We start from the raw sequence: 7,682 nt of genomic DNA on the forward strand, positions 1-7,682 counted from the left end.
TACTGGTCCCGTGACACTCCCGATATCCCACATACGTAGGGACCTGGCGGTGTCCGGCGGACACATCCGTCCGGCTGCCGGCCCGCCCCGAGAATGGGGCAGGATGGACGGGCCGGCACAACGACGTGAGGGGCGAGAAATGAGTAGCGGTACGGGTTCTGTTCTGTGGACGCCGCCGGAAGGCGTACGCGACTCCGCGCAGATCGGCCGCTACCTGCGCTGGCTGTCCGCCGAGCGGGGACTCGACTTCCAGGGCTACGACGACCTGTGGACGTGGTCGGTCACCGACCTGCCCGGCTTCTGGCGTTCGATCTGGGACTACTTCGGCGTCGTGGCACACACCGAGCCGACCTCGACGATGGCCCCCGGCTACGACGCCGGCGCGGCGTTCGGCCCCGGCACCCCGTTCGGGCCGCGCGGAACCTGGTTCCCGGGCGCGACGCTCAACTACGCCGAGCACGTGCTGCGGATGCCGGGCGTCGACGGCGACACCCCGATGGTGCTCGGCTACTCCCAGACCCGCGAGCCCGTCACCCTGACCGCCGCCGAGCTGCGCGAACAGGTACGCCGAGCGGCCGCGGGCCTGCGCCGGCTCGGTGTCGGCCGCGGTGACCGGGTGTGCGCGTACCTGCCGAACGTGCCGGAGACGTTCGTGCTGATGCTGGCGACCGCCTCGCTCGGTGCCGTCTTCTCGTCCTGCGCCCCCGAATTCGGTACGCGCAGCGTCACCGACCGCTGGACCCAGATCGCGCCGAAGGTGCTCGTGGTCGTCGACGGGTACGCGTACGGCGACAAGATCGTCGACCGGCGGCCGGAGGTGGCGGCGATCCGGGCCGCGCTGCCGAGCCTGGTCGCGACGGTGACCGTGGACTACGCCGGCCTCGGCCAGGACGCCGACCTGCGCTGGGACGAGCTCACCGGGCCGACCGACGAGCCGCTGACCTGCACGCCGGTCGCGTTCGACGCGCCGCTCTACGTCCTCTACTCCTCCGGCACCACGGGCCTGCCGAAGCCGATCGTCCACGGCCACGGCGGCATCCTGCTGGAGCACCTGAAGATGCTCGCCCTGCACCACGACCTCGGCCCCGGCGACCGGATGTTCTGGTTCAGCACCACCGGCTGGATGATGTGGAACTTCCTGGTCTCCGCGCCGGCGGTCGGCTCCGCGATCGTGCTGTTCGACGGCAATCCGGGCTGGCCCGACCTCGGCGGCCTATGGCGGCTGGCCGAGTCGGCCGGGATGACGTACTTCGGCACCTCCGCGCCCTTCCTGCTCGCCTGCCGCAAGGCCGGGATCGTGCCGCGCGAGCTCGCCGATCTGGACCGCGTACGCGGGCTCGGGTCGACCGGCGCACCGCTGCCGCCGGAGGGCTTCCGCTGGGTCTACACCGACGTGTCGGACAGCCTGCAGTTGCAGTCACTGTCCGGCGGCACCGACGTGTGCACCGGTTTCGTCGGCGCGAGCCCGCTCAACCGCGTCTACGAGGGCGAGATCGCGGCCCGCTGCCTCGGCGCGGCCGTGGCCGCCTTCGACCCGACCGGGCACCCGGTCGCCGGCGAACTCGGCGAGCTGGTCATCACCGCGCCCATGCCCAGCATGCCGGTCGGGTTCTGGGGCGACACCGACGACGCGAGGTACCGGGAGGCGTACTTCGACGTGTTCCCGGGGGTCTGGCGGCACGGGGACTGGATCACCATCACCGACCGGGGCACCTGCGTGATCACCGGCCGCTCCGACGCGACCCTCAACCGGGGCGGCGTACGCCTCGGCACGAGCGAGTTCTACTCGGTGGTCGAGGGGCTGGACGAGGTCGTCGACTCGGTCGTGGTGCATCTGGAGGACGCCGAGGGCGGCGCCGGCGAGCTGCTGCTGTTCGTCGTGCTGGCCGACGGGCTCGACCTCGACGACGCGCTGCGCGCCCGGATCGCCCGGGAACTGCGTACGGCGTTGTCGCCGCGGCACATCCCGGACGCGATCTATCAGGTGGCGGCCGCGCCCCGGACACTGTCGGGCAAGAAGCTCGAGGTCCCCGTCAAGCGCATCCTCACCGGTACGCCGGTCGAGCGGGCGGCTGCCCAAGGCGCGCTGGCCAACCCCGAGTCGCTGGTCGCGTTCGAGGAGTTGGCGACCCGGCGCAAGCCCGCCTGATCAGCGCATCTTCTGGAAGTTCTCGGTGATCCGGCGGCGGCGCTCGCTGTTGGCACCGAGGACGAGCGCGACGACGCCGAGCGGGATCATGATGATCCAGGCGCTGAACGCCAGCGTGAGCGCGTGCAGTGTCGTGATCGTCGTGACCGCCGCGCCGACCTCGATCGGCGACCGCTGGCTGCGCATCGACCCGTAGATCAGCGTGGCGACCGCCGCGACGAGCAGGATGCCTTCGCGTACCGGGTCGGTGTTGGCGATGACGAGGACCAGCGACGGGCCGAACGCGAGCACCAGGCCGGGCGTGAACGCCGCCCGGGACCCCAGCTCGGGCCGCCGCCGCAGCTCGACCACGCCGACGAGCAGCACCGCGGCCGCGAACGGCAGCGTGTAGGCCTCCGGCTCGGCGACCTTCGCGTTCTGCGCGAGCAGCCACCAGGCCCCGATCGCGCAGCCCGCGCTCGCCCAGAAGAACGCGCGCCGCTGCGTGTCCGACAGCCCCGGACGGCCGCCCGCCACACCGAGAACACCGCTCCACACGGCGAGCAGCACCGCGACGATGGCCGGCGCCGGGAGCGCGAGGACGATCGCGATGACCGCCGCGAAATGGCCCGCCCATTCGATCGCCGCCGCTTCCGGCCGCGCGTCCGGCCGGGAGAACCGCGGCAGCAGCGCGGCCCCGATCACCAGGACCGCGCCCACCGCGAGCACGCCCAGCGCGGTCCACGTCCGGTCCAGGCCGAGCCGCAGGCTGACCGACATGACGAACAGCTCCGCGGCCACCGCCGCGCCGACCCAGCCCAGGATGCGGGCGGGCAGGCTGCGACCGCCGAGCGCCGCGGCCAGGCCCACGAAGACCGCGCCGCCGAACGTGAAGATCGTCATCTCCGGGGTGGCCAGCGCCCCGGCCAGTCCCGCGCCGCCGCCGATCAGTCCCATGACCAGCACGAGTACGCGTTCCGTCCGCAACGAGCGGTCGCTGTCGGACAGGGTCGCGGGCTCGGTGAGGGCGACTCCCAGCATGCACAGCGTGAACACGGTCAGCCCGGCGAGGACCGCGGCGTTCCAGGTCAGGTGCAACGCGTACGGGAGAATGAGGAGGGTGAGGGCGGCGACCGGGAAGACGCGGGCGACGGCGCGGCTGGCGCCACCGCCGAAGCCGACCGCGGCGAGTGCGGCGGCCGCGGTGAGCAGCACGGCGGTGAGTGCGGAGCTGTGCCCGACGGCGGCCGAGGCGACCGCGTAGGGCTCGGGGACGCCCTTCCACGTGCCGCTCGTGAACGTCTGGTAGGGCCGGGTCAGCGCGGCCACGAGAAGCGGCCAGAGGATCAGCATGGCGACCAGCGACGGAATGGCCGCGGCGACGGCTGCCCCCACCGCCGGGTACGCCGGCAGCCGGAACCGCGCGGCGAGCAGCCGGCTCGCGGCGGCGGAGGGCCGCGGCGCGAACTGGGCGACCGTCCCCGTCCGCAACAACTCCGCGAGGACGCACAGCAGTGCGCCGGTGGCCGCGAAGACGCCGGTCGGATGATCGGGCGACGGTGTCGTCAGCTCGCCGAGGGCGACGGCACCGGCGACGATGGCGACGCCCGCCGTGGCCGCACCGAGGAACGCTGGGATCCGCCGCCGGCCGGCCCCGACCACGGCGAGTCCTATGGAGACGGTCGCGATGGCCGACGTGAGCACCAGTCGCCGGAGGTCCGGCGCGTTCTCGTGCAGGATGTACGCCAGCGCGGCCGCCATCGCGGATGCGGCGACGAGCGCGCCGAGCGTGGCCGCCCCGCCGATGAAACCGAGGTGCGGGGCCTGATCCAGCTGGGCGGACCGCAGGTCGACAGTGGACACTTCGTCGGCCAGCACGACGCGGTACATCATGGACGCCAGCACGACGACCACCACGCAGACGAGCGCGACGAACGCCAGCGCGGCCGCCGTGGTCCAGGGCCGGACGAGGGCCGCGCCGACGGCGTACACGGCCAGGGCGATCGCCACCGCGATGCGCGCGTACCCGGCCCGGGGATCCTTCGCGACGGTCGAGGCGATGGCGTAGCCGCAGGCGATCAGCAGCCCGACGACGATCGGCGACCACCACGCCCAGTGCAGCGCGGCCGGCATGCCGACCGTGGCCAGCACGACACACAGCGCGGCCGCGTCGTAGTTGCGCGGCGACGGCAGTCCGACCGTCGCGGCCAGTGCGAGCACCAGCAGGGACACCGGCCCCTGCCAGCCGATGCCGCCCGTCGGCACCGTGCTCACGTTGCCGTGCCAGAGGCCGCCGTCCACCGTGAGCGCGCGTACGCCGCCCATCAGCGCCGGATAGCCGGCCAGCACCAGGACGAGCAGGCCGGCCGCTGCCGTGCCGAGGACCGGACCCCGCCGCCACGATTCGGGCATGAGGCGGATGCCGGCGGCGGCGACGAGCACCATGACCGCCGCGACGAACAGCCACACGCCGGCGTAGCCGAGCGAGAACGCCCGGGTGAGGGCCGCGATGGCACCCGCGACCACCATCGCGGCCGCGTAGTCGGCGCCGTCGTAGAGGCGGTCGGCCCGGCGCAGCCCGGAGTCGATGGAAGAGCTCAGCACCAGCAGCACGGCCCCGACCAGCAGCAGCGTCGCGACCAGCGTGTCGGCGAAGCTCGCCCCGCGGGCGCTGAAGGTGGCGAGGGTGATGATGAGCGCGCCCAGCCCGCTGCCGATCGCGACCGGCATGCCTACCTCGCGCCGGGCGACCTGGCCGAGGGCCACGTACCCGAGCGTGACCGTCGCGGTCAGCGCCGCGGCGACCAGCGGGATCGACGGGTGCGTGAGAGTTCCGGGGGCGAGCGTGACCACGAGGGCGGCGACCGCCGAGGGCGCGGCGAACGCGGCCGCACCGGCGCACGTGTCGCCAATGATCTTGGTGACCCTCCGCCCCGGCACCCCGGTCGGATCGTCCGCCCGGATCGGCACCGGCAGTACGCGTTGCGCGATGGCCAGCGCCACGCCGCAGATCGTGACGGCCGAGAACACCCCGGCGGTGAGACCCGGGTGTTGCAGGGAGGCGAGGATGGCCACGAGCCCGACCAGGACGGCGGCGACGGCGTGCGCCCGCGAGGATCGTCTGGTCGTGGCCGTGAACCCGTCGGCGTGCTGATCCGGGTCGGGCGGGCCGAACCAGAGGTCGGCCAGGCGGATCGTGCGGCCCGACGGCGGCGGGGTGAGGGGCCGGGGCCGGCCCAGCGGTCCGAAGTCGAACGCGCCCACGCCGATGCCGACCGCCGCGATCCCCACCGCCGTACCGGTGAGCACCCACAGCGTCCCGGCCGTCGACAGTCCCAGGGAGACCGGCGCGGCCAGGCCGGTCAGGGCGGCCCCGCCGACCGCCACCTCGCGGCGGAACGACGGCGGCAGCGCGAGCCCCGCGGCCAGAGTGGTCAGCGCGATCGTGGCGACGAGCGTGGCGCCCATCCCCGTCCGGGCGTGCTCCAGGAGAGCGGCGAAGTCGGCCTCGGTCCGGTGATCCCAGATCGGCAACCCGGCCCGGGCGGGAGCGGCGGCCGCGCGCAGGGCGGCCCCGATCACAAAGAGGCCGATGCCCGCGACGGCCACGGTTGACGCCAGCTGCGGACCCCGGCGGGCGGCATGCGGCAGCAGCCGTACGCCGAACCCGGTGCCCACGAGCGCGGCGGCCAACGCGAGCAGGGTCTGCCCGGGCGAGGAGATCGAGGCGATCCGGCCGGCCACGGCGATCACCGCGAGTGTGGTGACACCGGCGGCGACGTCGGGCAGCGGACGCGTACGCAGCATCAGCGCGCCGAGCAGGCCGACGACGCAGGCCAGCAGCAACGTCGCCCCACCGAGCGCGGCTCCGCCGGCGGTCTCGGGATGCCACAGGGCGGTGGCCCCGAAGGCGAGCGCGACGACGACGGACAGCCCGTGCAATGCCCAGGTCAGCTCGCGCAGCCAGAAGCTCGACCAGGCGCCTTCGAGGATCTCCGGATGGCGTACCGGGTGCTCGCCGCCGATGGCCAGCGGCTCCCGGCGGGACAGCTCGATCGCCCGGGCCGCGATGGCGTCGCCGCCCGCGAGCACGGCGAAGACCACGGCCCACGCGGCCGGCTTCCCGCTCACCAGCCCTATGCACAGCAGGGGCAGCACCGGCTGGGCGAACAGCACGACGCCGTAGCGGGCCGAGCTGAGCAGGGTCAGCCGGTGGTAGACGAACGCGACGGCGGCCGTGACGGCGAAGATCACCGCGGCGACGACCGACGTCGGGATCCCGCTGTGCGCGACGGCCGGCAACTGGCTGATCAGGTAGCCGTCGACCGGCATCAGCAGCAGCCCGACGGTCGTCAGCGTCTCCGCGGTCGACACGAGGCGTACGCGGATCAGCCAGGGCGGCGCCGCGAGCATCACGAGGGTGACGATGGACAGGACGGTGAGGCCGCCGGCCGCCTGCAGACCGCTGGCCAGGACGGCGTAGACGACGGCCGCGACGCCGAGCAGCAGCCCGCCCAGCACGAGCAGGACGTTCTGGACGGTACGCGGACTCGCCTCCGGCTCGGGCTGCGCCAGCGGTGCGACTCGGGGCTGTCGAGGTCCTGCCGCCTTCGGCCCCGGCGCGGTACGCGGCGGCGGAGGCGGGGTCGTGGTGGTCGTCGTGCCCGGACCCGGCTGCGGCGGAACGCTCCGCGTCGGCCCGGTACGCCCGAGCCGGCGCTGCCGGGGCGCCCGGCTCTGGCGCTGCCGCTCGGCCTCCGCGTGCGCGATGAGGTTGCGCTGGTGCATGGCGGCCTGCATCTGGCTGCTCAGCTTCTTGCGCTGAGCGGACAGGGACAGGTCCTCCGCGCTCATGTCGGCGATGGCCTTGTTGATCCGGGCCAGCTCCGCCGCCAGCACCTCGGGGGTGTTGCCGCAGTGCGGGCACCGCTCCGAGGGGTCCCGCAGCCTGCCGCACATGGAGCAGGGGGCCTGTTCCAAGGGGGGACACCTCCGAACACCGTCACGCCGTGTGCAGTCAGCATGCCCGGTGGCGGCAAGGTGTGTACAGTCCCGTTTGGTCGCTCATGCGCCGGATACTCAGTTCGTCCTGCGATCCTGATCGGCGCTCGGTGATCAGATTGTGACGTTCGGCTGCGGGCCGCGACGGCCCACGGAAACGTACGGCCGCGGTCCCGGGTCGGGATCCGCGGCCGTACAAGCGATCGGTCAGAGGGCGGGTCGGCCGAGTCCGCGGTAGGTCCACCCGGCGGCGGCCCAGGCCGGTCCGTCGAGGCAGTTCTTGCCGTCGACGACGAGCCTGCGGCCGGTGATCTCGCCCAGCGACACCGGATCGGCGTTACGGAACTCGGCCCAGTCGGTCAGCACGCACACCAGGTCCGTACCCGTCACCGCGTCGGTCAACGACTTCTCGTACGCCAGCTCCGGATGCACCCGGCGGGCGTTGTCGGTGCCCTGCGGGTCGTACACATGCACATCCGCCCCGGCTTCGGCCAGCATCCCGGCCACCGCCAGAGCCGGCGAGTCACGGACATCATCGGTGTTCGACTTGAAC

At 73.5% G+C, this 7,682-nt stretch carries 3 protein-coding genes; 1 reads left to right on the forward strand and 2 read right to left on the reverse strand.

All coding sequences use genetic code 11. The annotated features are described in order from the left end of the window. The first annotated feature begins 139 nt into the window (after nucleotides 1-139). The gene (locus G401_RS0131025) at nucleotides 140-2,149 is read left to right on the forward strand and encodes an acetoacetate--CoA ligase (protein ID WP_027345554.1); all 2,010 of its coding nucleotides are present in this window, start codon (nucleotides 140-142) and stop codon (nucleotides 2,147-2,149) included. Here the strand turns inward: G401_RS0131025 and G401_RS0131030 are convergent, their stop codons facing one another. Continuing rightward, a complete protein-coding gene (locus G401_RS0131030) occupies nucleotides 2,150-7,108 on the reverse strand; it encodes an SCO7613 C-terminal domain-containing membrane protein (RefSeq protein ID WP_027345555.1) in 4,959 nt (1,652 codons plus the stop codon). Nucleotides 7,109-7,336: 228 nt separating this feature from the next. After that, the coding region (locus G401_RS0131035; protein WP_027345556.1) for a UDP binding domain-containing protein at nucleotides 7,337-7,682 on the reverse strand (346 nt) is incomplete at its 5' end.

The organism is Hamadaea tsunoensis DSM 44101 (assembly GCF_000428945.1).
In the GTDB taxonomy this organism is placed as follows: domain Bacteria; phylum Actinomycetota; class Actinomycetes; order Mycobacteriales; family Micromonosporaceae; genus Hamadaea; species Hamadaea tsunoensis.